Genomic DNA, 25,349 nt, shown 5'->3' on the forward strand with positions numbered 1-25,349 from the left:
AGTGAACACATGACGCCGGATGGCATCGCGTGCATGATGATGAGGGGCGGCACGTCGAAAGGCGCCTATTTCCTCGCCGACGATCTTCCCGCCGACGCCGGGGAGCGCGACCGGCTCCTGCTGCGCATCATGGGGTCGCCCGACCCGCGTCAGATCGACGGCATCGGCGGGGCCGATCCGCTGACGAGCAAGGTGGCCGTCGTTCGCGCCTCGGCGCGGCCCGATTTCGACGTAGACTTTCTCTTTCTCCAGGTCTTCGTCGATCAGGCACTGGTAAGCGACAGCCAGAATTGCGGCAATATACTTGCCGGAGTCGGCGCTTTTGCCGTCGAGCGCGGGCTGGTCGAAGCCGCGGAAGGCGAAACCGCCATCCGAATCTACATGGAGAACACGTCCCAGTCGGCTGTCGCGCGCATCCGCACCGCGAACGGCCGACCGGTCTATGCGGGCGACGCATCGATCGACGGAGTGCCGACTCCCGCAGCACCCGTCTATCTGACCTTTACGGACGCCGCCGGTTCAAGCTGTGGCGCATTGCTGCCGACCGGCTCCGCCGCAAACGAGATCGAGGGTGTTGCCTGCACGCTGATCGACAACGGAATGCCGGTCGTTGTCATGCGGGCGGCGGATTTCGGCCTGACGGGGTATGAGAGCCGCGAAGAGCTCGAGGCGAACGAGTCCGTCAAGGCGCGTATCGAGCGCATCCGCCTCGCCGCAGGACCGCTGATGAATTTGGGCGACGTCACGAAAAAGTCCGTACCCAAGATGACCTTGGTCGCCCTTCCGGTGAATGGCGGCGCCATCATGACCCGCAGCTTCATTCCCCACCGCGTACATGCTTCGATCGGCGTCTTTGGCGCACTCAGCGTGGCCACGGCGTGCCTGCTGCCAAACAGTCCCGCAGCGTCCCTGGCCATTTTGCCGGAGGGCGAGGAAAAGACCGTGGCCGTCGAGCACCCGACGGGACGTATGGAAATCCTGCTTCGGCTCGACAACGCCGGCAGCGTGGAGGAATGCTCGTTTCTGCGCACCGCGCGAAAGCTCTTCGATGGTCGCGTCTTCGCATGACAGCGGGCGCGGCTCAAAGAAACGCCGCCCGGTCTCTGCCGGGCGGCGGCATGGAGGTATCGGTTCAGTTTTTCTGTAGCTGTGCGACCGCTTCCGAGAGCAACTCAATCATGCGGACGCGAATGTCGTCTTCGGATATGGCAACGCCGGCCGCATCGAAATCGGTCTTGATCTTGCGCACGACGTCCTCGTGCCCGGCCTCTTCGAAGTCCGCGGCGACGATTTCGCTCGCATAGGCTTCCGGGTCCGACTTGGCGAGCAGACCGGCGGCCCAAAGGCCAAGCAGTTTGTTGCGGCGTGCGGTCGCCTTGAACCTCAACTCCTCGTCCAGTGCGAACTTCGCCTCGAAAGCCTTCTCGCGATCCTGCATCGTGGTCATCAATCGATCTCCCTCAAAAATATACTGCCCGAAGCACCATCGCATAAACCAAAAGGCTCTCGAAAGTGCAATGCGCCTTTTCGCCTTCGGCGACTTTCATGATAGCCTAATCTAATCCGGGGATGGAAAGACACGCCGATTGTTAATTGTCTTCTTTTCGGATATGGACCCGCTGAGAAAATTCCCAATGCGCCTCCCAAGAGCGCCAACAACCACAGAGACAGATCCATGAATCGTCGCCGCCGTATCTACGAGGGCAAGGCCAAGATCCTTTACGAGGGTCCGGAACCGGGCACGCTGATCCAGTTCTTCAAGGACGACGCCACCGCCTTCAACAAGAAGAAACATGACGTCATCGACGGCAAGGGCGTGCTCAACAACCGGATTTCCGAGTACATCTTCACCCATCTGAACAAGATCGGCATTCCGACCCATTTCATCCGCCGCCTCAACATGCGCGAGCAGTTGATCAAGGAAGTGGAAATCATTCCGCTCGAGATCGTCGTGCGCAATGTTGCTGCCGGATCTCTTGCCAAGCGCCTCGGCATCGAGGAAGGCACCGTACTGCCGCGCTCGATCATCGAATTCTATTACAAGGCCGACGCCCTCGACGACCCGATGGTCTCCGAAGAGCACATCACGGCTTTCGGCTGGGCGAGCCCGCAGGAACTCGACGACATCATGGCGCTCGCCATCCGCATCAACGATTTCCTTTCCGGCCTCTTCCTCGGCGTCGGCATCCAGCTCGTCGACTTCAAGGTCGAATGCGGCCGCCTCTATGAGGGCGACATGATGCGCATCGTCCTGGCCGACGAGATTTCCCCCGACAGCTGCCGTCTCTGGGACATCGAGACGAAGGAGAAGATGGACAAGGACCGGTTCCGCCGCGATATGGGCGGACTTGTCGAAGCCTATCAGGAAGTGGCCCGCCGCCTCGGCATCATCAATGAAAACGAGCCGCCGCGCGGTTCGGGTCCGGTGCTGGTCAAGTAATCTCGGGGATAAGCAAAAGTGATCAAGGCACGCGTAACCGTGACGCTGAAGAACGGTGTTCTCGACCCGCAGGGCAAAGCGATCGAAGGCGCGCTCGGCGCCCTCGGCTTTGACGGCATTGGCCAGGTGCGGCAGGGCAAGGTCTTCGATCTTCAGCTCGAAACCGCCGACAAGGCCAAGGCGGAAGCCGACCTCAAGGCCATGTGCGAAAAGCTGCTCGCCAACACCGTTATCGAAAACTACAGCATCTCCCTCGCCTGACGGCGGGGGCGGCCATTGCACTGCGTTGAAACAACCCCGGAAATCCTTATATGCCGGGGGCAAAGGCAAGATAGGTACGTCATGAAGTCCGCCGTCGTTCAGCTTCCTGGTCTCAATCGCGACCGCGACATGATCGCGGCGCTGACGAAGATTTCCGGCAAGGCGCCGGTCACCGTCTGGCAGACGGAGACCGAAATCCCGGATGTGGACCTGATCGTCATTCCCGGCGGCTTCTCCTATGGCGACTACCTGCGCTGCGGCGCGATCGCTGCACGCATGCCGGTGATGCAGGCGATCAAGGCCAAGGCAGAGCAAGGCGTGCGCGTACTCGGCGTCTGCAACGGTTTCCAAATCCTCGTCGAGGCGGGCCTCCTGCCAGGCGCGCTGATGCGCAACGCCTCGCTGAAGTTCGTCTGCCGCGAGGTGAAGCTCGAAGTCGTCAACGCCGACACCGCTTTCACCCGCACCTACGCCAAGGGTCAGGTGATCCGCAGCCCCGTCGCCCACCATGACGGCAACTATTTCGCCGATGCTGAAACGTTGAAGGCAATCGAAGGCAATGGCCAGGTCGTGTTCCGCTATGCCGAAGGAACCAATCCGAACGGCTCCGTCAACGACATTGCCGGCGTCCTGAACGCGAAGGGCAATGTGCTCGGCATGATGCCGCATCCGGAAAACCTGATCGAGTCCGCTCATGGCGGCGCGGACGGCCGGGGTCTCTTCGCCTCCGCGCTGGATGTAATTGCTGCTTAAGTTTTGTCATGTAGCAATACGGGTGGAAAACCGCTTCGTACTTTCTGAAATTGCTCCGGTCGCCGCTGGAAGGCGGCGTTCGCCACCAGTCCGCGAGACCTCCTATGTCATCCATTTTTAACGGACGTTCCCTTGCGCTCGCCTGCGTTGCCGCCAGCCTGACGCTTGTCGCCGCTTGCCAGTCGGGGCGTCCCGCCGCACCGGCCGCGAGTTCCGCCGCGCTGCCGACGATGGAGCGCGTCGCTCTCGGCGCGAGCGGCTGCTGGTTCAAGTCGGGTGATGCGGCGTTCAAAGCCTATCGCCTCGCCCCCGAACTCAACTCCTTCTCCGGACGCCCGCGCATCCTGATTGTCCCGCGCAAATCACCGGAATCGCGCCCGCTTGCCGTGGTCGAGGCCGAGGGTCAACCCGCCCGCCTGCAGGCCTTCGGTCCGTTGATGAGCGAACCCGTAGGGACGCGCATCGCCGCGGATGTGCGCCGCTGGGCCGCCGGCGGCAAAGGCTGCAGCTGATCCGACCATCTTCGGCAACGCCACCTTCCGCGTGGCGACGCTCTCATTGCCCTCATTCCCGTGTCTCTCACAGGGGTGAGGGAGGAAACATTTGCCGGACACCCTACCGCCAGAAAGGGACGGCCGACTCGCGCCGCGCCTCCTTTTCGCTCACGCCTATATCGTCGAGCAGATGCGTGCTCAGTTCGTCGAGCGCCAGCCGGCTGCGCCTTTTGGACGCCAGTTTGCAATAAAGCTGCCAAAGCCGCGACAACACGTTTCCCGCGCCACTTCGTGAATCAATGCCGAAGCGCGCCGGTGGCGGCGGATTTCGCTCCGAGGGCCGAATTGCATCAATTGCACCCATTGTCATCACCATTGCTCGCATTGCATCTGCCGCCTTGAGATAATTGACACAGAATGTCGCGCAATATAGAGAATTGTCACTATGACAACTTGGCTTCCCGACATTGAACAAGGTCACGGGCCGCTTTACGCGCGCATTGCCGATCAGATCGAAGAGGCGATCGGCAACGGCACCCTGCCCGCAGGTACGAAGCTGCCGCCCCAGCGCAATCTCGCTTTCGATGTCGGCGTGACGATCGGCACGATCGGGCGTGCCTACGGCATTGTGCGCGAACGTGGTCTCGTCAGCGGCGAGGTCGGCCGCGGCACCTACGTTCTCGATCATCCGGAAAGCCGGCCGCCGGAGCAGTCGGATCCGCTGACGACGTCGCTTTCAGGGACACGCCCGCTCATAGCCCCGGCCGGCAAACTCCGCTTCGACAGCACCGCCGCTCCTGATATCGGACAGGGCGACATTCTGGCGCAATTGCTTGGAGATATCAGTCGCGAGCATCACGGGGACATTGCGAGCTATGCCCGCAACTTTCCGGATCATTGGTTCGAAGCCGGGTCTCAATGGCTGGCACGCGGCAATTTCCGGCCGGGACCGGAAACGGTCGTTCCGACGCTTGGGGCTCATGCCGCCGTCGTCGCGGTGATCTCGGCCGTCACCTCCCCTGGCGACCGCATCGCCTTCGAGACGTTGACCTATTCCCAGATCAGCCGCAGCGCCGGCCTCATCGGCCGGCGGATCGCGCTGGTGGAAAGTGACGAATTCGGGATGCGGCCGGAGGATTTCGAGCGTGTCTGTGCCCAGCAGCACCCGAAACTCGCCTTTCTGATGCCCGGCGCGCAGAACCCGACGGTCGCGGTCATGCCGCTCGACCGGCGCCAGGCAATCGCCGACATCGCGCGCAAATACGGCGTCTGGCTGGTCGAGGACAATCTCTACGGTTCCATGACCGGAGACCCGCTCCCGTTGCTGATGGAACTAGCGCCCGAGCGGACCTTCCTCGTCGGCGGTCTTTCGAAGTCCGTTGCTGCCGGCGTACGCGGCGGCTGGGTCGCCTGCCCGCCGCATTTCAGCCAGCGCATCCGCGTCGCCCACAAGATGGTGAGCGGCGGCCTGCCTTTCATTCTCGCGGAGCTTTGCGCCCGTCTGGTCCTCTCCGGATCGGCGTCGGTATTGCGCAATCGCGGCGTCGAGGAAATCGGCGCACGCGAAGCTCTGGCGCGCGAGATCTTTACGGGCTTCGATTTCAACTCGCATCCGAAGATCCCGTTTTTCTGGCTGAAGCTGCCCGAGCCCTGGCTTTCCGGAACCTTCAAGCAGGCCGCCCTGCAGGAGGGCGTTCTCATCGACGATGAGGATGAGTTCAAGGCCGGACGCTCCGACCGGGTTTTCCATCGTATCCGCGTCGGTTTCTCCTCGCCCACCGAACGATCCGAGGTGCGAAGAGGCTTCGAAATACTACGCCGGCTTCTCGATAGCGGGCGCGCCGGATACGACAGTTTCGATTGATTAGTTTTTAAAGGTGAATTTCGCGCAAGCCTCGGCAATCTACTCTTGCTTTTGATCCCGCAGAGATTGATTCGCACTGGAAGGTTTGAGCATGAGAGATTTCCGCTCGGTTGCAGGTCGGGGACCGTTTATATTCATTGCAGCAGCCCTGACACTTTCGAGCGCACTCATCGGTAATTCTCAGGCCGGTGCAGCAGAAAGTGTCTTCGATGAATTGCGGTTCGGCGCTACGACCTCGATCGGCGACGGCTCAAATCAGGAAGACGGGGTCTTCCCTTCCGTTACAGTGTTCTTCGATCCGCTCGGCGCCGGCAGCGCAAACGGTCTTGCCGAAAAAATCCTGCGGCCGCGAATCCATGCCGGCGCCTCCGTCGCGACCTCGTCGAGCGGCGCGAGCGAGATCTACGCCGGCTTGAGTTGGGATGCCGACATCACCGAGCGCTTCTTCATCGAGCTGGGCGCCGGCGCCACGGTGCATGACGGCGATCTCGATGACGATGGATCGGACGGACCGAAACTCGGCTGCCGGCTGCTGTTTCGCGAATATGCGGCCGCGGGCTACCGTTTCGACGACCACTGGAATCTCTCGGCCACGCTCGAGCATGCATCCAATGCCAACCTCTGCGACGGTCCGAACGACGGGCTCACGCGTGCGGGGTTGATGCTCGGCTACACGTTCTAAGACCTGTTGAGATTTGGGATACCCGCCGCTACTTGTTTGATTTCCTCATCCCTGTGCTCGTCACAGAGATGAGGAGGAGAGATTGCAGTCCTCCCCACGCTGACCGACGCGCTCGGCAACCTTGTCCGCACCGCCCTACGCGCCGACAAACCCACCAGAGCACCAACGCCATCATCCATCTCGCAGCAGCCGTCATAAACTCAGGTCGACCCGACCTAAAAAACATCGTGATCTAGAGCCCCGGCCCGCCTGGCTGAAATCCGGGCTGCCGCCCTGTTGATCGGCCGTATTTTTCTGTCGCGCCGCGCCGCAGCATAGGCTAAAGAAGCCGCAAAGCGCCCCTGTTACGTTGCGGTACGCACGCGCCTTCCCTTGAAGCGAGGGCTGCGCGCCGCCCGAAGGATTTGACGGTCGACGATGACGATTTCCAACACCCGCCCAATCACCCCGGACCTGATCGCCTCGCACGGGCTCAAGCCCGACGAATACGAACGCATCCTGAACCTGATCGGGCGCGAGCCGACCTTTACGGAGCTTGGCATCTTCTCGGCGATGTGGAACGAGCATTGCTCCTACAAATCCTCGAAGAAATGGCTGCGCACGCTTCCGACCAAGGGGCCGCGCGTCATCCAGGGCCCTGGCGAGAACGCCGGCGTGGTCGACATCGACGACGGTGACTGCGTCGTCTTCAAGATGGAGAGCCACAACCATCCCTCCTACATCGAACCCTACCAGGGAGCGGCAACGGGCGTGGGCGGCATTCTGCGTGATGTCTTCACGATGGGTGCGCGTCCGGTAGCGGCGATGAACGCGTTGCGGTTCGGTTCGCCGGATCACCCGAAGACCCGCCACCTCGTCTCGGGCGTCGTTGCAGGCGTCGGCGGCTACGGCAATTCCTTCGGCGTGCCGACGGTCGGCGGCGAAGTCGAGTTCGACGCGCGCTACAATGGCAATATCCTCGTCAATGCCTTCGCGGCGGGGCTCGCCAAGACCGACGCGATCTTCTATTCGAAGGCGGAAGGCGTCGGCCTCCCGGTCGTGTATCTCGGCGCCAAGACCGGACGCGACGGTGTCGGCGGTGCGACGATGGCATCGGCCGAGTTCGACGAGTCGATCGAGGAGAAGCGCCCGACCGTTCAGGTCGGCGACCCCTTCACCGAGAAATGCCTGCTCGAAGCCTGCCTGGAGCTGATGCAGACCGGCGCGGTCATTGCGATCCAGGACATGGGCGCTGCCGGCCTCACCTGCTCGGCCGTCGAAATGGGCGCCAAGGGCGATCTCGGCATCGAACTCGATCTCGACAAGGTGCCGGTGCGCGAAGAGCGCATGACGGCTTACGAGATGATGCTTTCCGAAAGCCAGGAGCGCATGCTGATGGTGCTGCGCCCGGAAAAGGAAGAGGAAGCCAAGGCGATCTTCGTCAAGTGGGGCCTCGATTTCGCGATCGTGGGCAAGACCACCGACGATCTGCGTTTCCGCATCCTGCACCAGGGCGAAGAAGTGGCGAATCTGCCGATCAAGGAGCTCGGCGACGAGGCGCCGGAATACGACCGCCCCTGGACGCCGGCAAGGGCACCCTCGCCGCTCGCCACCAACGACGTCCCGCAGGCTGATGTTTCCGATGCGCTTCTGAAGCTCGTCGGCTCCGCCAACAATTCCTCGCGCCGCTGGGTCTATGAGCAATATGACACGCTGATCCAGGGCAATTCGCTGCAGCTGCCGGGCGGCGACGCCGGCGTAATCCGCGTCGAGGGCCATCAGACGAAGGCACTTGCCTTTTCTTCGGACGTTACGCCGCGCTATGTCGAAGCCGATCCGTTCGAGGGCGGCAAGCAGGCGGTCGCCGAGTGCTGGCGAAACCTGACTGCGACCGGCGCGCTGCCGCTCGCCGCGACCGATAATTTGAACTTCGGTAATCCCGAACGGCCGGAGATCATGAGCCAGCTCGTCCATGCGATCAAAGGCATCGGCGAAGCCTGCCAGGCACTCGACTTCCCGATCGTCTCCGGCAACGTCTCGCTCTACAACGAGACCAACGGCCAGGCGATCCTGCCGACCCCCACCATCGGAGGCGTCGGCCTCGTCCGCGACTGGTCGAAGATGGCGCGGATTCGCTTTGCGGCGGCGAACGAAACCATCCTGCTCGCCGGCGCTCCGGAGAGCTGGGGAACGCATATCGGCCAGTCGGTCTACATGCGCGATATACACGGCCGCACCGACGGTCCGGCGCCGCATGTCGACCTCGGCCATGAACGCCAGGTCGGCGATTTCGTTCGCGGCTTGATCGAGGACGGCCTGGTTACGGCCGTGCACGATTGTTCCTCGGGCGGACTTGCGCTCGCCGTCGCCGAGATGGCCATCGCTTCCGGCATCGGCGCGACGATCGATGCACCTGCGGGACACGACCCGATCCCGGTCTTCTACGGCGAAGACCAGGGCCGCTATGTCGTAACCGTGGCCGAGGGCTCGGCCGAGACGGTGGCCGCACGTGCAAAAGCCGCCGGCGTTGCGCTGCCGGTGATCGGCAGGACAGGCGGGAATGCGGTGCAGCTCGGAGACGCCAGGCCCGTATCCGTCGATGAATTGCGTTCCGCACATGAAGCGTGGTTCCCCAATTACATGGGCGGCGATCTCGCACCGGACAATTGACCCGCCGGCCGGCAGGCGGCCGAAACAGCATTTGCCTTCGGCCCCTGAATCGTGTTTCCCTTGAGCTCATAGCGGGCGGCGGCAATGCGGCCGCGCCGCAAGAATAACAAGGGAGTTGGCGTATCATGCCCATGGCACCAGGCGATATCGAAGACATGATCAAGGCCGGGATTCCCGGCGCAAAGGTCACGATTCGTGATCTGGCCGGCGACGGCGACCACTATGCCGCCGAAGTCGTGGCCGAAGCGTTTCGTGGCAAGACGCGCGTGCAGCAGCACCAGATGGTCTACAATGCCTTGAAGGGCAACATGGGCGGCATACTCCATGCACTTGCCCTTCAAACCAGCGCGCCGGAGTAAGACGGAAATGGCCGACCTGATCAAGGAGCTCGTAAGCGGGGTCGTTGACAGCGCGTTGAAAGAGATCCTCAAGAAAACCAGAGCGACCGGAACCGCGGCCAAGCGGGCGAAACGGCGAAGCAGGAAAGCCAAGTCAGGCGGCATACTGGCTGACATCGTCGAGGCGGCCTTCCGTAAACCGGCAAAGAAGCAGGTGAGCCGTCGCCGGACCGCGGCTTCCCGGACCAAAATGCGCCGCCGCTCGGCCTAGATCACGTGTTCTAAGCCTCATCCCGCCCCGAGAGTGGTGCGGAAGCCGAACTTTGAGGGACCATCAATAATTTTGCGATTGGGTGGTGAAAACCACGTCCATGCGTGCTATCTAGACCCCAATCGATATCCGGTCCTTGAAACCGGCGCAGGAAGGAAGACGAGATGAGCGGAATCAACGATTTCATCGATAACGAGGTCAAGAGCAACGACGTCGTTCTTTTCATGAAGGGAACGCCGCAGTTTCCGCAGTGTGGTTTCTCCGGCCAGGTGGTGCAGATCCTGGATTACGTCGGCGTCGACTATAAGGGCATCAACGTGCTCGCCGATGCCGATCTGCGCCAGGGCATCAAGGATTATTCCAACTGGCCGACCATTCCGCAGCTTTATGTGAAGGGCGAATTCGTCGGCGGTTGCGACATCGTGCGGGAAATGTTCCAGGCTGGCGAGTTGCAGTCGCTTCTTCAGGGACAGGGTATCTCCGTCAAGGGCGCCGCCTGACACTTCCGAAACGCATCTTCGCGATGATCGGAAAAGGCGGGTAACCGCCTTTTTTGATTCCGAAGCAATATGCCGCGCATCTAATTTTCAATACGCTTCATGAGCGGGCGGCGAAATTCACGCCAATCATGAATCGCCATGGACGAGCGGGCGCGCGGTCTCGCATGCAGCCCTGTCCGGGGTGCGGCCTGCTCCGATTTCCACCGGCAAGTACTGCGTCCTTTTCGATCCGACACAACAAAAGACTGAGTTTATTCAGCAGATCCAAATCATTGCGAAACGTGCCACGCACTGGCTCGGCGTGGCGAAGAACCGGCTGCAGGAAAGCTGCAGCCGGCAGGATGTATGAAATGACAAGGCCCATAGACCAAGCCGCCACCATCTCCGGACTGACGAAAGTCCAGTTCATTGCATTGATGGCCATGCTGATGTCCATCAACGCGATCTCGATCGACATCATGCTGCCGGGGCTGCAGGAAATCGGCGCGAGCCTCGGCGTGGCGGATGAGAACCATCGGCAATACGTCATAACCGCCTACCTGCTCGGCATGGGGTTCGCGCAGCTCTTCTTCGGCCCGCTGTCCGATCGCTTCGGGCGAAGGGCACCATTGTTGGGCGGGCTGGCACTTTACGGCGTCAGCGCTCTTGCGATCGTGTTCGTACCGACCTTCGGGGCACTCCTGTTCCTTCGGCTCGTGCAGGGCATAGGCGCGGCTGCAACCCGTGTCATCACCGTTTCCATCGTGCGCGATGTCTATGGCGGGCGGCAGATGGCCGAGATCATGTCGCTGGTGATGATGGTATTCATGATCGTCCCGGTCATCGCACCGAGCATCGGACAATTGATCATGCTCTTTTCCGAGTGGCACATGATCTTCGTCGTGATCGCTCTGTTCGCGGTTGCCGTAGGGCTTCCGGTCGCCTTGCGCCTTCGGGAGACTTTGGCTCACGCCAACCGGCGCCCCTTCACGGCCTCGTCCATACTTGCGGGCTTCCGCATCGTGCTGACGAACCGGCTGGCGCTGTTCTATACGCTCGCGACGTCCGCCCTCCTCGGCGCTCTCTTCGGTTTCATCAACTCGGCGCAACAGATTCTCGTCGGCATCTATGGTCTTGGCGTCTGGTTTCCGGCCGTTTTCGCCGCTTTCGCCGGCATGATGGCGGTCGCCTCCTTCACCAATTCGCGACTCGTCCGGACGTTCGGGATGCGGGCATTGTCGCATGCAGCACTTCTCGGCTTCACGCTGGCGAGTTTCATCTGGATGTCGGCTTCATTGATCGGGCCGCTGCCTTTGCCGCTTTTCATGCTCCTTCATGCCGCCACCATGTTCCAGTTCGGGCTGATCGCCGCCAACTTCAACGCCATGGCGATGGAGCCGCTCGGCCACGTGGCCGGCACCGCCTCTTCCGTTCTCGGCTTCACGCAGACGATCGGCGGCGGAATCATCGGCGCCTTCATCGGCCAGGCCTTCAATAACAGCGTCACGCCCCTTGCGGTCGGCTTCTTCACGGTCGCCGTCGTCGCGCTTGTCTGCGTGCTGATCGCAGAGGGCGGCAAGCTCTTCAAACCGCACAATCCGGCCGGCTAGCCGGATTGGCTCCAGGACACCGATTTTTCCTCCCAGTCCATTTTGGATATTTTCAACATGACTTCCGTTTCCCAACAGTCTTCGCTCGGTGAACAATCATCGGGCCACGCCGATCAGGCCTCGGGCGCCGCGCGCCTCGGAATGGGCCTTGTCGAATTCATCGTCACCATTGCGGTCATGACCGCGAGCATTGCGCTCGCGATCGACAGCATGCTGCCGGCTCTGCCAAGCATCGGCCAGACGCTCGACGTCGCCAACGCCAACGATACGCAACTCGTGATCGGCGTCTTCTTCCTGGGCTTCGGCCTCTCCCAGATATTCTTCGGGAGCCTCTCGGACGCCTTCGGGCGCCGGTCCGTTCTCCTTGGCGGCCTTGCGCTCTTCAGCCTGTCGATGTTCGCCGCCTCCTGGGTCGAAAGCATCGAGACGCTGCTTCTGCTCCGCTTCATCCAGGGGATCGGCGGTGCCGCAGTGCGCATCACGACCATGGCGATCGTCCGCGACTGTTTCGGCGGCCGCGACATGGCGCGCGTCATGTCCTACGTCATGATCGTCTTCATGATCGTGCCGATCGTCGCGCCGACACTTGGCCAGGTGGTGATCGCCTATGCCGACTGGCACTGGATCTTCATCCTGATCGGCGTCGTCGGCGCCGCCCTGTTTGTCTGGGCGCTGACACGGATGAAGGAGTCCCTGCCGAAGGAGGAACGTCTGCCGCTATCGGTGGGCGCGGTCCTTTCCGGATTCCGCACGGTGCTCACGAACCGCGTCACCTGCGGCTACATGATCGGAATGACCCTGTTTACCGCCGTCATTTGCGCCTATGTGGTCAGCGTTCAGCAGGTCTTCGGCGAGGTCTACAACCTCAGCGACTGGATGCCGATCGCCTTTGCGGGCACTGCCGGCGGGATAGCGGTCGCGAACTTCGCCAACGGCTATTTCGTACGCAGTTTCGGCATGCGCCGCATCTCGCATGCCGCGATGATCCTCTTCACCCTCTTTGCTGCGATCGGTTACGTCCTGTCGCTCGCAGGCACTCCGGCCTTCGCCATCAGCTATCTCCTGTTTTCGCTATTGCTGATGTTCTTCGCCGTTATCGCCACCAACTTCACCGCCATCGGCCTCGAGCCGATGGGACATCTGGCGGGTACGGCAACCGCCGTCACGGGTTTCGTCTCCACCACCGGCGGTGCGCTGATCGGCGGTGCCGTCGGCCAGCTCTTCGACGGCACGCTGCAGCCGCTCTTCGGCGGCTACGCCTTATTCGGCCTGCTGACCATCCTGGCGACGCTCTGGGCGGAGAATGGAAAGCTGTTCACCCATCCGGGCGACAGCGATGCGACGCACGAACACGGCGGCGGACACCTTTAGAGCGCTTCCAGGAAAAACGTGAACGGTTTTCCGTCCGGATTGCATTGGGTCTAATGACAGAGGCCGCCCGGAAAGACCGGGCGGCCTCTGTCATGTAAAGGGTGGTCTTTTCCGATCAGACGGTGAAGACCTCCCGCCGCAACTCCTCCCAGCTATCCCTGTCGGTCGCCAGAAGCAGCCCGCCATTCGTATGCGCGGGCAGATAACGTGAGCCGTCGAAACGGGCCGCATAGGCGCCGGCTTCCTCGGCGATCAGGGTGCCGGCAAGGTGGTCCCACGGCATAAGCTTCTGATACATCAGGAAGTGCAGATGACCGCCGGCGAAGATGCGGTATTCATGCGCCGCGCAGCGATAGCTCGTGGCCATCCGGACCTTCGCCATATTGCCCATGACGATGCGGCGCTCGGCCTGCGCGTAGAACCCGGCCGATGCGACGCCCACCATGTTTTCGACGGTGACCCCGGCAGTGACCGACAGTCTCTCCTGCGTGCCGTCGGGCCGGCACATCCACGCGCCGGAGCCCCGCTCGGCGATGACCCAGTCGTTGCCGAGCGGATCGTAGATGATCCCGGCGACGGTCTCTCCCCCGGCGACGACGCTCGCCATCACACCGAAGAGCGGCAGGCCGGCCGCGAAGTTGAAGGTGCCGTCGATCGGATCGACGACGATCGCGAGATCGGCACCGGCGAGCTTGTCGAGAAGCGCCGGATCGGCGGCGACGGATTCTTCGCCGATGAACACGGCCCCCGGCGCAATCGCGTCGATATTCGCCTTGATCAGCCTCTCGGCGGCCTCGTCGCCTTCCGTCACCAGGTCGATCGCTTCCGACTTCATCCGCACATCGCCGGAGCCGAGATTGCGAAAGCGCGGAAGGATTTCCTTTACCGCCGCTTCCTGCAGCAGGTTGGCAAGTGCGGCGATGTCGACGGAATGGCTCATTCTTTGGGCTCCGGAGAGAGGGATTGAAAGTCGAAAAGCTTCGGGTCGAGCAGATGCGAGGCGTTCACGTGTCCGAGCGCGCGCAGCATCGTGTCCTTGCGGCCCGGCATGCGCCGCTCGATATCCGCAAGCATCGCCTTCATCGCGTTGCGCTCGAGCCCGTCCTGCGAACCACAGAGGTCGCAGGGAATGATCGGGAACTCCATGGCCGCGGCGAATTTCGCAAGATCGTCTTCCGCTGCATAGGCAAGCGGCCGCAGGACCGTCAGATCGCCCTCGTCGTTGAGAAGCTTCGCCGGCATGGACGCCAGGCGCCCGCCATGGAAAAAGTTCATGAAGAAGGTCTCGAGGATGTCCTCCCGATGGTGGCCAAGCACCAATGCGTCGCAGCCCTCCTCCCGGGCGATGCGATAAAGATTGCCGCGCCGAAGCCGCGAACAGAGCGAACAATAGGTCGCGCCCGCCGGCACCTTCTCCTTCACGATCGAATAGGTGTCGCGGTATTCGATGCGGTGCTTGACGCCGATCGACCGGAGATAGTCGGGCAGGACATGCTTCGGAAAGTTCGGCTGCCCCTGATCCAGATTGCAGGCGACGAGTTCGACGGGAAGCAGACCCCGCCACTGCAGATCCATCAGCAGCGCCAGCAGGCTGTAGCTGTCCTTTCCACCCGACACCCCGACAAGCCAGCGCCTGGAGCCCTTGAGCATGCCGAAATCGTCGAGCGCCTGGCGCACCTGTCTGAGCAGGCGCTTGCGCAGCTTGTTGAAGGAGACGGAGGACGGCATGCGCGAAAAAAGCGGATGGGCCGCACCTTCGAAGGCGGCGTCATCGACAATGACGCTGTCTGTCCCGTCCGGGGAGGATTGTGCGAGTTCCATGGAGGCAATCTCGGATTGTGTAGGGCGCAGGTTGCGCTCTGTTTTCTGAAGCAGCACTTGCCCCGTCCTGCCGGGAAGATCAAGAAAAAACGGGCGTGCGAGCCTTGGCCTCAACCAGTTTGCCCCCTCACCCTAACCCTCTCCCCGCGCGCGGGGAGAGGGAACGTGCCCGATGGTTCGCAGGCGGTCATGGTCATGGTGGCGAAGGTGGTGCCGCGAGTCCCCTTCTCCCCGCCTGCGGGGAGAAGGTCGCGGCAGCGGGATGAGGGGCGGCTGCATTCCGCGTGCTTACGGCCCGAACACCGACCAACCCGTACGCGCTGCCAGCATTTCGAGCGCCAGCGACCCCAGCAGCGAATTGCCGTAATCGTTGAGTCCCGGCGACCAGACGGCAATGGATGCCTTGCCCGGCGCCACCGCCATGATGCCGCCGCCGACGCCGCTCTTCCCCGGCAGACCGACGCGGTAGGCAAAATCGCCGGAGCCGTCATAATGGCCGCAGGTGAGCATAAGTGCATTGATCCGCCGCGCGCGCTGGCGCGACACGACCGAATGCCCGGTCAGCGGGTTGGTGCCGCCGGCGGCTAGAAACAGCCCGGCCTTGGCGAGCTGGCTGCAGGTCATGGCGAGCGCGCAATGATGGAAATAGACGCCAAGCACGTGCTCGACCGGATGATCGAGCCGGCCGAAGGACCGCATGAAATTCGCAAGCGCGATGTTGCGGTATCCGGTCGCTGTCTCCGAGCGAGCGACTTCGTGGTCGATCACGATGTTCTCGTCATCCGCGAGGTAACGAACGAAGCGAACGATCTCCCCGATCAGTTCCTTCGGCGTGTGGCCGGCGAGAATGAGGTCGCTTATCCTGATCGCGCCGGCATTGATGAAGGGGTTGCGCGGCTTGCCACCCTCATGCTCGAGCTGGACGATCGAATTGAAGGCCGAGCCCGAAGGCTCTCGCCCCACCCGGTTCCATATGTTTTCGCCGTGCTTGCCCAGCGCCAGCGTGAGCGTGAACACCTTGGAGATGCTCTGAATGGAGAACGGCATCTCCGCATCGCCGACGCGATAGACCTCGCCACCCGTCGTGACGATCGCCATGCCGAAGTGACCGGCATCGACGCGTGCGAGCTGAGGGATATAGTCCGCGACCTTCCCTTCGCCGAGGCGCGGCGTCAGTTCCCGATAGATGTCGTCGATGATCGCCTGGAGGTCTTCTTGTGGTTTCGGCTCGCGCATACGGCACTTCTCACTTCGGAAGCGGTCTCGGCCAGGACAGTCATTCCTGCGCCCCCTCCAGCTTATGGGATTCGTCCGGCAACTTCGTACAAAAAAACCGCCCGTTTCCGGGCGGTTTTCCAAATTCTTTCAGGCGAAGCCCGATTAACGCGAATAGAATTCGACGACCAGGTGCGGCTCCATGACGACCGGGTACGGCACGTCGGAGAGAGCGGGAACGCGAACGAAGGTCGCGACCATCTTGTTGTGATCGGCTTCAATGTAATCAGGAACGTCGCGCTCGGCGAGCTGTACGGCTTCGAGAACCGTAACGAGCTGCTTGGACTTTTCCTTGACTTCGATGACGTCGCCCGGCTTGCAGCGGTAGGAACCGATGTTGACGCGAACGCCGTTGACCTTGACGTGGCCATGGTTGACGAACTGGCGCGCGGCGAAAACGGTCGGGACGAACTTGGCGCGGTAGACGATCGCGTCGAGGCGCGATTCGAGCAGGCCGACCAGGTTCTCCGGGGTATCGCCCTTGCGGCGCGATGCTTCGGCGAAGATCGCACGGAACTGCTTTTCACGGATATCGCCGTAGTAGCCCTTCAGCTTCTGCTTGGCGCGCAGCTGCACGCCGAAGTCGGAAAGCTTGGACTTGCGGCGCTGGCCATGCTGGCCCGGACCATATTCGCGACGGTTCACCGGGGACTTCGGACGGCCCCAGATGTTTTCGCCCATACGGCGGTCAATTTTGTACTTGGACGATTCGCGCTTGCTCATCGTATTTCCTTTCAAGGTGTTACACCGGTTTATTGCCAAACCGGATCAAGGAAACACGCCCTCCTCTGAATCCATTTTTGGGGTTCTGACAGGCCTCTCACGATCGCTGCCGGAGAAACCACGGGACATGTCAAATGAAACACCGGGCATCACTGCCCGGCGTTGAGCGGGTCTTTAAGCACTGGGCGGCGAATTGTCAACGGAATATGACAGGAACAATGGCAAAATCAGCCGTACTTCCGAATGCAATTTCATTCGGCGGCCGCGCGCGCTGAATCTCCCGTGTCCGGGGCATTGGCGTCGCCCGGCGCCGTTTCCTTGCCGAGATCGGGGAAAGCGACGATGCGCTTGCCGGAGAAATCCGCATGCACCACGACGAGCCCCTGCTCTTCGAAATAACCGAGCAATCGCCGTGCGCGACGGGCCGAATGCGTTCCGTAGGCACGGGCGATCATGGCGTCCGATGGGCACGGCAGCCCGCGCAGGGCCGCCTGTGCCAGCATCAGGAAAACCGCCTGCAGGTCTTCCGTCACCCGGTCGGCCAACCCAAGCGCCGAGGCCCAATCCTCGCTTGCCGCCGTCTCGGCATCGATGCCCGACCGGGCGACGGCCATCTTGCGGCGGAATGCGCTCAAGGAGAGTGCCGGTCCGGGGACGCGGCGAATGCGGCAGCGAACGAGAAAATCCTGGTAGAGCTCCGCATCGGGCCTGAACGCGGCTTCCGGATTTGCGACGATTTCGGCAAAAAGGCTGCCGATCAGCGTCTCCCTCTCCTCCGCCGAGATTTCCGGTTGCGCCGGCTTGGCTTCCACGGGCGCTGCGGGCTCGGGCCTTGGCCGCGACAGCTCCGCGAGAATATCGCTGGCGGGGCGCGGCTGCGGCGCTGTCCGGCGGACGACCGGGCGGGTAAATTCCTCCGGATCGGGCGTGAAGATCAGATCCGCCACGTCCTGCGGCGCTTCGGGCAGCGGCATCAGCTTCGGGCTCATCGACCGTGCCGAGGTCTCGACCGAGCCGATCGTCACCCTCAACGGGCGACGGGAAAGCGCGGGACCGAGCGCCACGAAGGAGCCGCGCTTCAGGTCGCGAAACATCTCGGCCGTGCGCCGGTCCATGCCGAGCAGATCGGCGGCGCGCAGCATGTCGATGTCGAGGAAGGTGCGTCCCATCAGAAAGTTCGAGGCTTCGGCGGCAACGTTCTTGGCGAGCTTGGCGAGGCGCTGTGTGGCGATGACGCCGGCAAGGCCGCGCTTGCGGCCGCGGCACATGAGATTGGTCATTGCGCCGAGCGAAACCTTGCGTATTTCCTCCGAAACGTCGCCGCCGACCGACGGCGCGAACATCTGCGCCTCGTCGACGACCACCAGAACGGGATACCAATATTCCCGGTCCGCATCGAACATCGCGTTCAGAAACACGCCGGCGCTGCGCATCTGCTGCTCGACATCCAGCCCTTCGAGAGAAAGCACGCAGGAAACGCGGTGCTGACGGATGCGGGTGGCGATGCCGATGAGCTCCGCATCGGTACGTTCCCCCTCGATCACCACATGGCCGAACTTGTCGGCAAGCGTGACGAAATCGCCTTCCGGATCGATGATGCACTGCTGCACCCAAGGCGCGGACTGTTCCAGCAGACGGCGAAGCAGATGCGACTTGCCGGAGCCGGAATTGCCTTGCACGAGGAGACGCGTCGCCAGAAGCTCTTCGATATCGAGCGAGGCCGAAGTCCCTTCGGACGTCGTTCCCATGTCGATGCCGACTTTCATCATTACCTCATCTTCGCGGATTGATTCGCAGCCACGCCTGGACCGCCAAAACGGGCAACACCTAGCATGGATCGTGCCCCCAAGCGCCGCCGAATATCGAAACCCACAGGGAATAATCGGGCGGCCCAGCAGCCGATCTAGATCCGTTCGCGCCGGTCCGCAGATACGGCATCCGCCATGACTCTCAGCCCGAAGCCCTGCATCAGCCGGCGCGTCGCGAAATCGGGCCTGCCTGACGTGAAGATCGCCGGGTCCTCGCCGTTCAATGGTTCGAACCCGTTCGGCAGCGGCACCAGGGAGCGCGCCCTCCTTGCGATCGCTTCGGCCGGATCCAGCCAGTCCACCGGCCAGGGCGCCAGCCGGCGGAAAACATTGGCCATGAAAGGATAATGCGTGCAGGCCAGCACGACGATATCGGTTCTCTTTCCCTCCGCCTCCACGAAGCAAGGCTCAATCTCGGCGAGGACCGCCTCATCGGCCAATGCGTCGCCGCGAATATAGGCTTCCGCCATGCGCGCGAGGTTCTCCGAGCCGACAAGCCTGACGTGACATTGCGAGGCGAAGGACTGGATGAGATCGCGGGTGTAGGCGCGCTTCACGGTACCCGGCGTCGCAAGCACCGAAACGAGACCCGAACGGGTGCGCTCGGCCGCAGGCTTGATGGCCGGGACAGTGCCGACGAAGGTCATCTGCGGATAGGCGGCGCGCAGATCCGCGCCGACGAGCGTAAAGGCCGTGTTGCAGGCGATGATGCAGATTTCCGGATCAAGCTCGGCAAGCAGCCGACCGAAAAGAGCGATCACCCGCTCCTTCAGAGCGCCCTCCTCCCAGCCGCCATAGGGAAAACCGGCATCGTCTGCGACATAGATGAAATGCCGCTCCGGCATCAGCACGCGCGCCTCGCGCAGCACCGTCAGGCCACCGATCCCGCTGTCGAAGACGAGGATGGGCTTCAGCTCAGTCTTTGTCACCGCCGCCCTGTTCTTTTCTGCTGTGCCCAGGCGGTGCGGCGGAGCCACGCGGATTTTCCCGCGTGAAACGGTCGAGCGATGAAATGACGCCGCGCAGCACCTGGATTTCCGATTCGGTAAAGGATGGCCTGGTCAGAACCGCGCGCAGATTCTCGACCAATTTCGGCTTTTTGTCGGCGGAACGGAAATAGTTGCGCGCGTCGAGCGCCTCTTCCAGATGCTCGCAGAGCCCATGCAACTGCTCCTTCGTCGCCGGACGCTGCTGGCTCGCCTGGAAAGACGTCTCGTCCTCGGAGGTCATGCCGGTCTTCAGCCACTCATAGGACATGAGCAGCACTGCCTGGGCGAGGTTCAGCGAACCGAAGGCGGGATTGACCGGGAACGTCACGATCTCGTCGGCAAGCGCGACCTCGGCATTGGTCAGTCCGGTACGCTCGCGGCCGAAAATGATGCCGACCTTCTCACCCTCCTTGAACCGGTGGCGGAGTTCCCGGGCGGCGACGATCGGCGAGCGCACGGGTTTGAAGCCGTCGCGGTCGCGCGCGGTGGTCGCGTAGACGAAATTGAGATCGGCGAGCGCCTCTTCGAGCGTTGCGTAAAGCTTGGCGCCGTCGATGACGTGATCGGCACGGCTGGCGGCGGAGCGTGCCTTCTCGCTCGGCCATCCGTCGCGGGGGCTGACGAGGCGCAGTTCGGACAGGCCGAAATTCGCCATGGCGCGCGCCACCATGCCGATATTCTCGCCGAGCTGGGGAAAGGCGAGAATGATCGCCGGACCTTCCGTCAAAAGTTCGCGCTCGCTGTTGGTGCCTGCCATCGCCTGTGTGCCTTCTGTTCGGCGCTTCCCTCGCATATATGGACGCGGATTTAAAGCCCGCGCTCCTCCCCGGCGGGCCGAACGCGCGGCGAATGAAGACGCTCGAGCGAAACGGCAACCATCTCCAGTCCAAGGCCGGCATCGTCGCGCGATACCGGCAGATGACGCTCGACCGGCGCAGCGACGCTGCGGGACCGATAGAAATAGTCCGCTCCGGTTTCGCGCACCTTGCTTGCGAGCTTCAGATTTTCCTCGATCTGCGTCGCGAAGTCGTTCGGGCTTTCCGGGTCTTGCGACATCTTACGCGCGACTATGCGCGCCCAATAGGTGCAGCCCATGAACACCGCCAGCGTCTGGCGCACGTGCCCCGGGCGGGTGACGAGCTGCCAGGAAACGCCGAGCGGTTTGGCGGCAGCGGCCAGATCCCTGTAAGCGCGGTCGAGCGCCTGCGACCGGCTGACGAGATCAAGGCCGGAGGTCCCCCTCCTTGCCTCCTCCAGCAACTCGGAGAGCTTGTCGCACCAGTTTCTGATCGCCGCATCGAGCGTCGTGCGGGTCTTCGTCGGAAACACGACGAAAGCCACCGCCGCGCCGGCGACGGAGCCGACGAGCGTCTCCTCGAGACGCAGTTCCAGAAGCTGCGGCGTCAAAACGCCGAGGAGGCTGTAGGCGAGAGAGAGGACGACCGAGACGAAGAAAGTCATGGTCGCGTAGGAGACCGGGAGGAAATAGAAGGCCAGAAAGATGCAGGCCGCCCCCAGGGGCAGGACAATATAGACGGTCCCGCCGATCGCGCTTGCCGCCGCAAGTCCGACGACGATGCCCGCCAGTGTGCCGGCCGACCGTTGCAGGGCCTTCACTGCAGTGTCGCCGCGGGAGCGCGTGTTGGTGAAGACGAGGAAGGCAGCGAGAACCGCCCAGAACCAGCGCTCGCGTGAAAGCATCAGGCCGAAATACCATTGCGATGCCCGAGGCGAGGGTAATCTGGATCGCGCTTCGTAAAGCCGGGTCGGCGAGGGAAAAGCGAGCCGTTGCCGCCGGTGGCTCTGGAGATGGCGCCGGATGCGGTTCATCGAGGTCCGCCGCCTCGAGGTCGGCCAGACTGCGCGGTTGAGGCGATCTCGAACCGTATGAAGCCAAAGCAGAGCCCTGGCAGCCTCGAGCTGTTTGACGTTCGCCTCGCCCAGCGACTGCATTCCCCGTTCGATCTCGCCCGCATCATGCGCCAGCACCGCGTCGACAACAGCCGCAGGCGGCATTGCCTGAAGGCTGAGCACGATCACACTCTCGGCCGCAAGATGAATGTCGAAGAGCCCGATGGCGAGGTCTGCAGACACATCCCCGGGTTCCGGCGCCGGGCGGCGGGTGTCCGTCGCAATGAAGCTCTCCGCCATCAACACGGCTTCCTTCAACCTCTCCTCCAGCGCGTGCAGCCTGCGGCGATCGGCAGCCCTGAGAATGGGCCTGCGCGCAGCCGCCGCGATCTCATGAAGGATTTCATCCACCCTCTGCTGGACGCTCGCGATCGCCCGCAGGAGATCGCGGTAGCGGTCGTCCGGGAGAAGGACGGTCCGCACCAGATGCGCGATAGCCGCTGAAATCCCGGCGCCGAGAACGAGCGCCGGCAACTGGTCCAGCGAGGGGCGCAGATAGGCTCCGGTGAAATAGGACATGAAGGCGAACATGCCGATGGCGAACCAGCGCTGGCCGAAGGCGCGGCCATAGACGGCCACGAAGATGACTACGAGAAAAACGAGATCGGAAACGTGCCGGTAACCCTCCAGCGCCGAGGCGAGCGTGACCATCGCGACGCTCGTGACGACCGCCAGAATACGCGTGACCAGTTGTTCCGATGCCGTCCGGTCGCGAACCGCCAGACCGCCTTCGATCGAAAGCGTTATCGCAAGTCCGTAGGCAGCCGGCGGCAGCGGGGTGGCGATGAAATGGAAGGCGATCAGCAGAGCGACCGAGATCACCACGGTCGCCGTTATGCGGGACGCCTGCCGCAGCCGGGAAAAGGCCGGATCATTGGCCAGCAGCCAGTCCCGCAAGCGAAGCCTGAACGTCATGGCGCCTCCGCCTCTCCGCACGCCCGCAGCGTGCAGCGTTTCCGGGATGACGACGCGCACAAAACAGTTGAAGCATGCCGCCGCTCGATCTCTGAATAGCCTTTCCCGCCGTCTTTTCAAAGCTGTGAGGTGATCGGTTCCCGGTCTGAAGACCGGGCGCGAGGAGCCGATTCCGAGCCCGCCGCCTTGGCCCAAAGTTTCGGCCAAGCATGCTTTGCCTTGCCGGCTCACAGTGCTATAGGGCTCTGGATTTCTCCCACCGTCGGAATGCCGCGCGCGGTGTTCCGCAAGCTACGAGGCATATCAATGGCAAAGATCAACGTCGCCAATCCGGTCGTCGAACTCGACGGCGACGAGATGACCCGCATCATCTGGCAGTTCATCAAGGACAAGCTGATCCACCCTTATCTCGACCTCGATCTCGAATATTACGACCTGGGCGTCGAAAACCGTGATGCAACTGACGACCAGGTGACGATCGACGCCGCAAACGCAATCAAGAAGCACGGCGTCGGCGTAAAATGCGCCACGATCACGCCGGACGAGGGTCGCGTCGAGGAGTTCAAGCTGAAGAAGATGTGGAAGTCGCCGAACGGCACGATCCGCAACATCCTCGGCGGCGTCATCTTCCGCGAGCCGATCATCTGCAAGAACGTGCCGCGCCTGGTCCCCGGCTGGACCAAGCCGATCATCGTCGGCCGCCACGCCTTCGGCGACCAGTACCGCGCGACCGATTTCAAGTTCCCGGGCAAGGGCAAGCTCTCGATCAAATTCGTCGGCGAAGACGGCCAGACGATCGAGCATGACGTTTACGACGCGCCGGGCGCCGGCGTGGCACTCGCCATGTACAACCTGGACGAATCGATCACCGAATTCGCGCGCGCCTCGTTCAACTACGGCCTGCAGCGCAAGGTTCCGGTCTATCTCTCGACCAAGAACACGATCCTGAAGGCCTATGACGGCCGCTTCAAAGACATCTTCCAGAAGGTGTTCGACGAGGAATTCGCCGCCCAGTTCAAGGCCGAGAAGCTCTGGTACGAACACCGCCTGATCGACGACATGGTTGCCTCGGCGCTGAAGTGGTCCGGCGGCTATGTCTGGGCCTGCAAGAACTACGACGGCGACGTGCAGTCCGACATCGTCGCGCAGGGCTTCGGCTCGCTCGGCCTGATGACCTCGGTGCTGATGACGCCGGACGGCAAGACGGTCGAGGCGGAAGCCGCCCACGGCACGGTGACGCGCCACTACCGCCAGCATCAGAAGGGCGAGGAAACCTCGACCAACTCGATCGCATCGATCTTCGCCTGGACCCGCGGCCTCGCCCATCGCGCCAAGCTCGACGGCAACGCCGAACTCGCGAAGTTCTCCGAGACCCTGGAGCGCGTCTGCGTGGATACGGTCGAGTCCGGCTTCATGACCAAGGATCTGGCACTTCTCATCGGTCCCGACCAGCCCTGGCTGTCGACGACCGGTTTCCTCGACAAGATCGACGAGAACCTCAGGAAGGCAATGGCGGCGTAATCAGCGTGATCTATCGCCAGATTTTGGAAACCCGGCCTGGCGCCGGGTTTCTTTTTGTCGTGGGAGTCGGCGGCGTTCCATCGTAACCGTCGTTCTCACCTTGCGCGCTACGACGGAAGCCGCCGTATCCAGTCGTCAAACCCTTGACGTCGGCTCTGCTGCACCGGCGAGGTGTCGCGACGATCGTCCAAATTCTGGTGCTCTCTTATCTCCCGCGCGGTCTCCCCATACTGGTGCTTGAATGCCCTTGCAAAGTGATCGCCACGCAAAAATCCAAACTCCGCAGCAATGTCGGAAATGCGACGCGTTTCGTTGGGGTCCGACAGAACGGCTCTGATTCGCTCCAGCCGACGGCCCTGGATGTAGTGAAGCACGCTTCCTTCCTGTTCGAACAATCTGAAAAGCGTTCTGCGGGACACGCCGACGATATTGCAGATCGCATCGATGTTCAGCGCGCTGGAATTTAGATGACCTTCGATATAGCGCTTCGCGCGACGTAGCAGCACCAGTTCAAGACCGGGGCGCGCCGCTTCGACATTGGCAAGTGACGGAGCCAGGCAGGCCGCAAGCATTTGGCATGCGGCTCCTGCCAGAGCCGTCTCGTCTCCAGAGTGCAAGAACGGCAATCGCTGTGCCAGCATGTCCAGATATTCGGCCAGGAGCATGGCGTAGGGGCCAGTTGGAGCCGAACCGTGGAGGCCTCCCAAATTGGGAAGCCGGTCTTCTATCAGCGACCTCGGCAGGAACATTGCAACGAGGTGACAGTCCGGTTCATCGCTGATCAGTTCACAGGAAAGGTCGAGCACGGACACCTGACCCGCTCTTCCTTCAAACTCGCCTCTTGCCGTTTCAGCTCTCCAGCCACCCGTCCTATAAAGATTGAGGACAAAGTGATCCATGCCGTCCCGCCGCACGCGTGCGGACGATCTCACGTAGCGTTGCGCACCGAGAACCGCATCAGTTACGACCATGTCGCCCAACTGGAAAGCCTCGACGCTCGCCGTGAACGGCCTGTTGCCGTCTTGCGAACGCCGCTCGACGTCGAAGACGACATTGATGCTCTCCCGCCAGACATTGAAATCCCGGCAGGAGAAATGGGTGCTCTCAATAGCCGAACCACTCATAGGAAATTCGTCCTACAGTTTCTTCAAGATTGGCACGCTCAGCCAATTTT

24 protein-coding genes and 1 pseudogene are annotated in these 25,349 nt (G+C 62.3%); 14 read left to right on the forward strand and 11 right to left on the reverse strand.

Annotated features, from left to right (window positions below):
- Positions 1–9 precede the first annotated feature (9 nt).
- Complete coding sequence (locus PZL22_RS10095; RefSeq protein ID WP_003531410.1) at positions 10–1,068, forward strand: 4-oxalomesaconate tautomerase; 1,059 nt, start codon at positions 10–12, stop codon at positions 1,066–1,068.
- Between the two features lie 64 nt (positions 1,069–1,132).
- On the opposite strand, the gene PZL22_RS10100 is transcribed toward PZL22_RS10095, so the two are convergent.
- Positions 1,133–1,447 (reverse strand): DUF1476 domain-containing protein, encoded by a 315-nt coding sequence (locus PZL22_RS10100; RefSeq protein WP_003531408.1) that lies wholly within the window; start codon positions 1,445–1,447, stop codon positions 1,133–1,135.
- Positions 1,448–1,675: 228 nt separating this feature from the next.
- Here PZL22_RS10100 and purC point away from each other — a divergent pair, with 228 nt between their 5' ends.
- The 4 genes from purC (at position 1,676) to PZL22_RS10120 (ending at position 3,966) form a co-directional block, all read left to right on the forward strand.
- On the forward strand, positions 1,676–2,440 hold the full coding sequence (gene purC, locus PZL22_RS10105) for a phosphoribosylaminoimidazolesuccinocarboxamide synthase (protein ID WP_003531407.1): 765 nt from the start codon (positions 1,676–1,678) through the stop codon (positions 2,438–2,440).
- Between the two features lie 18 nt (positions 2,441–2,458).
- The gene (gene purS / locus PZL22_RS10110) at positions 2,459–2,701 is read left to right on the forward strand and encodes a phosphoribosylformylglycinamidine synthase subunit PurS (RefSeq protein WP_003531405.1); all 243 of its coding nucleotides are present in this window, start codon (positions 2,459–2,461) and stop codon (positions 2,699–2,701) included.
- Positions 2,702–2,782: 81 nt separating this feature from the next.
- On the forward strand, positions 2,783–3,454 hold the full coding sequence (gene purQ, locus PZL22_RS10115; RefSeq protein WP_003531403.1) for a phosphoribosylformylglycinamidine synthase subunit PurQ: 672 nt from the start codon (positions 2,783–2,785) through the stop codon (positions 3,452–3,454).
- Positions 3,455–3,558: 104 nt separating this feature from the next.
- Positions 3,559–3,966 (forward strand): hypothetical protein, encoded by a 408-nt coding sequence (locus tag PZL22_RS10120; RefSeq protein ID WP_003531401.1) that lies wholly within the window; start codon positions 3,559–3,561, stop codon positions 3,964–3,966.
- A gap of 103 nt (positions 3,967–4,069) precedes the next feature.
- On the opposite strand, the gene PZL22_RS10125 is transcribed toward PZL22_RS10120, so the two are convergent.
- Positions 4,070–4,324 (reverse strand): DUF1127 domain-containing protein, encoded by a 255-nt coding sequence (locus PZL22_RS10125; RefSeq protein ID WP_003531399.1) that lies wholly within the window; start codon positions 4,322–4,324, stop codon positions 4,070–4,072.
- A 69-nt stretch (positions 4,325–4,393) separates the two neighbouring features.
- Between PZL22_RS10125 and PZL22_RS10130 the strand changes: the two genes are divergently transcribed.
- The 8 genes from PZL22_RS10130 to PZL22_RS10165 all read left to right on the forward strand — a co-directional run bounded on the left by PZL22_RS10130 (position 4,394) and on the right by PZL22_RS10165 (position 13,212).
- The gene (locus PZL22_RS10130; RefSeq protein ID WP_003531397.1) at positions 4,394–5,812 is read left to right on the forward strand and encodes an aminotransferase-like domain-containing protein; all 1,419 of its coding nucleotides are present in this window, start codon (positions 4,394–4,396) and stop codon (positions 5,810–5,812) included.
- Positions 5,813–5,903: 91 nt separating this feature from the next.
- A complete protein-coding gene (locus PZL22_RS10135; protein ID WP_033048893.1) occupies positions 5,904–6,494 on the forward strand; it encodes an acyloxyacyl hydrolase in 591 nt (196 codons plus the stop codon).
- 417 nt (positions 6,495–6,911) lie between these two features.
- Complete coding sequence (gene purL / locus PZL22_RS10140; protein ID WP_003531393.1) at positions 6,912–9,143, forward strand: phosphoribosylformylglycinamidine synthase subunit PurL; 2,232 nt, start codon at positions 6,912–6,914, stop codon at positions 9,141–9,143.
- Between the two features lie 125 nt (positions 9,144–9,268).
- Positions 9,269–9,502: a BolA/IbaG family iron-sulfur metabolism protein gene (locus PZL22_RS10145; protein ID WP_003531391.1), complete on the forward strand. Its 234-nt coding sequence runs from the start codon at positions 9,269–9,271 to the stop codon at positions 9,500–9,502.
- A 7-nt stretch (positions 9,503–9,509) separates the two neighbouring features.
- Positions 9,510–9,752: a hypothetical protein gene (locus tag PZL22_RS10150; RefSeq protein WP_003531384.1), complete on the forward strand. Its 243-nt coding sequence runs from the start codon at positions 9,510–9,512 to the stop codon at positions 9,750–9,752.
- Positions 9,753–9,916: 164 nt separating this feature from the next.
- Complete coding sequence (grxD, locus tag PZL22_RS10155) at positions 9,917–10,252, forward strand: Grx4 family monothiol glutaredoxin (protein WP_003531377.1); 336 nt, start codon at positions 9,917–9,919, stop codon at positions 10,250–10,252.
- Positions 10,253–10,593: 341 nt separating this feature from the next.
- Positions 10,594–11,841, forward strand: coding sequence for a multidrug effflux MFS transporter (locus PZL22_RS10160; protein ID WP_003531374.1), 1,248 nt, complete (start codon positions 10,594–10,596; stop codon positions 11,839–11,841).
- A gap of 57 nt (positions 11,842–11,898) precedes the next feature.
- Positions 11,899–13,212, forward strand: coding sequence for a multidrug effflux MFS transporter (locus PZL22_RS10165; protein WP_003531373.1), 1,314 nt, complete (start codon positions 11,899–11,901; stop codon positions 13,210–13,212).
- 115 nt (positions 13,213–13,327) lie between these two features.
- Here the strand turns inward: PZL22_RS10165 and PZL22_RS10170 are convergent, their stop codons facing one another.
- The 8 genes and pseudogenes from PZL22_RS10170 to PZL22_RS10205 form a co-directional block, all read right to left on the reverse strand.
- Complete coding sequence (locus PZL22_RS10170) at positions 13,328–14,152, reverse strand: inositol monophosphatase family protein (RefSeq protein ID WP_003531372.1); 825 nt, start codon at positions 14,150–14,152, stop codon at positions 13,328–13,330.
- The gene (ttcA, locus tag PZL22_RS10175; protein ID WP_033048891.1) at positions 14,149–15,033 is read right to left on the reverse strand and encodes a tRNA 2-thiocytidine(32) synthetase TtcA; all 885 of its coding nucleotides are present in this window, start codon (positions 15,031–15,033) and stop codon (positions 14,149–14,151) included. The genes PZL22_RS10170 and ttcA overlap by 4 nt, the downstream gene beginning before the upstream one ends.
- Before the next feature lie 288 nt (positions 15,034–15,321).
- Entirely contained in the window at positions 15,322–16,269 is a 948-nt protein-coding gene (locus PZL22_RS10180) for a glutaminase (RefSeq protein WP_003533019.1), read from the reverse strand.
- A gap of 144 nt (positions 16,270–16,413) precedes the next feature.
- On the reverse strand, positions 16,414–17,031 hold the full coding sequence (gene rpsD, locus PZL22_RS10185; RefSeq protein ID WP_003533017.1) for a 30S ribosomal protein S4: 618 nt from the start codon (positions 17,029–17,031) through the stop codon (positions 16,414–16,416).
- Between the two features lie 251 nt (positions 17,032–17,282).
- Positions 17,283–18,797: an ATP-binding protein gene (locus PZL22_RS10190; RefSeq protein WP_003533015.1), complete on the reverse strand. Its 1,515-nt coding sequence runs from the start codon at positions 18,795–18,797 to the stop codon at positions 17,283–17,285.
- A gap of 137 nt (positions 18,798–18,934) precedes the next feature.
- On the reverse strand, positions 18,935–19,768 hold the full coding sequence (murI, locus tag PZL22_RS10195) for a glutamate racemase (RefSeq protein WP_003533013.1): 834 nt from the start codon (positions 19,766–19,768) through the stop codon (positions 18,935–18,937).
- Positions 19,755–20,585, reverse strand: a complete 831-nt coding sequence (locus PZL22_RS10200; protein ID WP_003533011.1) for an RNA methyltransferase — start codon at positions 20,583–20,585, stop codon at positions 19,755–19,757. The genes murI and PZL22_RS10200 overlap by 14 nt, the downstream gene beginning before the upstream one ends.
- Positions 20,586–20,635: 50 nt before the next feature.
- Positions 20,636–22,654, reverse strand: a pseudogene (locus PZL22_RS10205) (FUSC family protein).
- 306 nt (positions 22,655–22,960) lie between these two features.
- On the opposite strand from PZL22_RS10205, the gene PZL22_RS10210 reads away from it, so the two are divergent.
- Positions 22,961–24,175, forward strand: a complete 1,215-nt coding sequence (locus tag PZL22_RS10210; protein ID WP_003533009.1) for an NADP-dependent isocitrate dehydrogenase — start codon at positions 22,961–22,963, stop codon at positions 24,173–24,175.
- Between the two features lie 107 nt (positions 24,176–24,282).
- Here PZL22_RS10210 and PZL22_RS10215 read toward each other — a convergent pair whose 3' ends face one another.
- Positions 24,283–25,299, reverse strand: a complete 1,017-nt coding sequence (locus PZL22_RS10215; RefSeq protein WP_003533007.1) for a helix-turn-helix domain-containing protein — start codon at positions 25,297–25,299, stop codon at positions 24,283–24,285.
- Between the last annotated feature and the right edge of the window lie 50 nt (positions 25,300–25,349).

It is taken from the genome of Ensifer meliloti (assembly GCF_030064585.1).
Taxonomy (GTDB): Bacteria; Pseudomonadota; Alphaproteobacteria; order Rhizobiales; family Rhizobiaceae; genus Sinorhizobium; species Sinorhizobium meliloti.